The organism is Bacteroides xylanisolvens XB1A, assembly GCF_000210075.1.
GTDB classification, from domain to species: Bacteria; Bacteroidota; Bacteroidia; order Bacteroidales; family Bacteroidaceae; genus Bacteroides; species Bacteroides xylanisolvens.
The window spans coordinates 464,357-466,539 of the sequence record NC_021017.1 but is presented as its reverse complement, the minus strand read 5'-3'; the positions used below and the strand labels follow the sequence as shown (position 1 = coordinate 466,539).

Here is a 2,183-nt window from a genome sequence, read left to right as displayed (position 1 = left end):
ATGTCCGATATCGACAAAGTTTAGAACCCGATCCAGAGAACCAGTCTCATTCCTCCTCTCCTTCTTCTGCCAAACGACTTATCCCTATCCATCTCTCCCACATTACTCCAGTTTATCACTTCCTTCATCAACTATCTGTCCCTCATCCGCAAAATACTTCATGGAAAGAAATTGGAAATATTTGCTTTGTACTGCCCAAACCGCGTAATGGGAAGAATCCGGAAGTCTATAACTATATCGGAAACGATAGTGCATTGATTATAGAAAAGGAAATAGAAACGGAGATGAAAGCGGAATTATACTCTTTTCTATTGGATAATAAGTTTAATAAAGGAGTGATGTTTAAAAAGTCAATAGAACAATTCGTAGAGCACTACGAAATGGTAGGACTGGTACAGGAAGAAACTCTGATGAGGGCATTTCAAAGATGGAGGAAGTTGGTGAAAGAAGAAAAAGCTATAAAGCTATAATGAAAGTATATTGATTTTGATTTAATATTCTATAAGGAAACGTGATATACTATGCTAATTGCACCTCTTACTATCGTGCTGATATAGGATGGGATATTTTTTTCTTTAAAAGCGGGAATGTATGTTATTAGACATAAAATAATATAATTTGCCTAATACATATCCTTATATCATAAAATAAACAGTATATTTGTGATAAAATCTCGAATAAAGCAATTAAGATATGATTATTCAATTCACAATAGGAAATTTTCTATCTTTCAAAGAACAGTCTACATTGTCATTAGTAGCATCAGCTTTGAAAGAAATACAGGTTCCGGCTGAAGATATAATCTTTAATGTAGGGACTTCCGGATTATCATTAATGAAGAGCGCGGTAGTCTATGGTGCTAATGCATCAGGTAAATCTAATTTTATAAAGGCACTGGAGTTCTTTAAGTGGTATGTGATAAATTCATCGAAGGATATTCAAGCAGGCGAACGTGTTAATATAGAAAGTTTCCGGTTAAACTCACTTACTGCGAACGAACCAAGTTATTTTGAAGCAATATTCTGTGATGAAGATAACCAATATCGTTATGGATTTGAAGCTGATAATTCATTGGTACATTCGGAATGGCTTTATCAAAAAGCCAATAAAAAGAGAGCTAAGGAAATTGAATTATTCTATCGGGAAAAAGATAATTTTGATATTCATACTAAGTTTGTCGTTGGTAAAGAACTTGCAGGTAAACGAATGGTAAGGGCAAATGCATTATTGCTTTCTGTTGCGGCACAATTCAATGATCCGACAGCAGTAGAGATAATGAAATGGTTGAATGATACCACTATTATTTCAGGTTCTAACGATGAAAAAATATGGAATACAGCAACTATCCAACTGGATGATATCAAAATGAAACAGAGAATTGTAGAGTTTTCCCGTTATGCTGATTTAGGTATTGAAAATATTGAAAAAATTGATAATGCTATTGTGAGTACACATACGCAATATGACGAGGAAGGTCATGAAGTCAAAACTATTACTTTCCCATTCAGGAAAAATGAATCGGAAGGTACAATAAAGTATTTTTCTCTGGCATACCCTATCATTGATGCTTTGGATAATGGAAAGCGTCTTATAATAGATGAATTTGACTCTAAAATGCATCCTCTTCTTACATGTAGAATTATTGCCTTGTTTAATTCAAAAGAAACAAATCCCCAAAATGCTCAATTAATTTTCACTACTCATGATACAAATTTGTTGAGTGCTAATATATTCCGGCGGGATCAGGTTTGGTTTACACAAAAAGACCGCTATGGTGCAACCGAACTTTATTCATTGGCAGAGTATAAAGTACGTAATGATGCTTCGTTTGAAAAAGATTATTTATCAGGAAAGTATGGAGCAATTCCAATTGTTGGAGATTTAACCCGCTTGTTTAATACCCAAGAAAATTAAACCATGACGGCTACAAAAAGGAAAAATATAAATCCGCGTATCGAAAGAAAGATAACCCGTATCAGTAGTGTACGTGAGGTGAAACAAACATTTCTGATTATTTGCGAAGGAGTTAATACCGAACCTGATTATTTCAACGCTTTTCGTTTGACTTCTGCCAATGTGAAGGCACTTGGTCAAGGTATGGGAACATTGGCATTAGTACACAAGGCTATCCATATAAAAGAGCAGGAAAAGCTAAAGGGACGAACATATAATCAGAATTGGGT

At 34.5% G+C, this 2,183-nt stretch carries 3 protein-coding genes; all 3 read left to right on the top strand.

The window, feature by feature from the left end; all coding sequences use genetic code 11:
- On the top strand, nt 1-470 hold a 470-nt coding region (locus BXY_RS01880), incomplete at its 5' end, for a hypothetical protein (protein ID WP_208946716.1).
- 223 nt (nt 471-693) lie between these two features.
- On the top strand, nt 694-1,914 hold the full coding sequence (locus BXY_RS01875) for an AAA family ATPase (RefSeq protein WP_015531081.1): 1,221 nt from the start codon (nt 694-696) through the stop codon (nt 1,912-1,914).
- A gap of 3 nt (nt 1,915-1,917) precedes the next feature.
- The coding region (locus BXY_RS01870) for an RloB domain-containing protein (RefSeq protein ID WP_208946906.1) at nt 1,918-2,183 on the top strand (266 nt) is incomplete at its 3' end.

Coding starts and splice junctions, on each gene's coding strand:
- BXY_RS01875 (WP_015531081.1), top strand. CDS start 694: ATGATTATTCAATTCACAATAGGAAATTTTCTATCTTTCAAAGAACAG.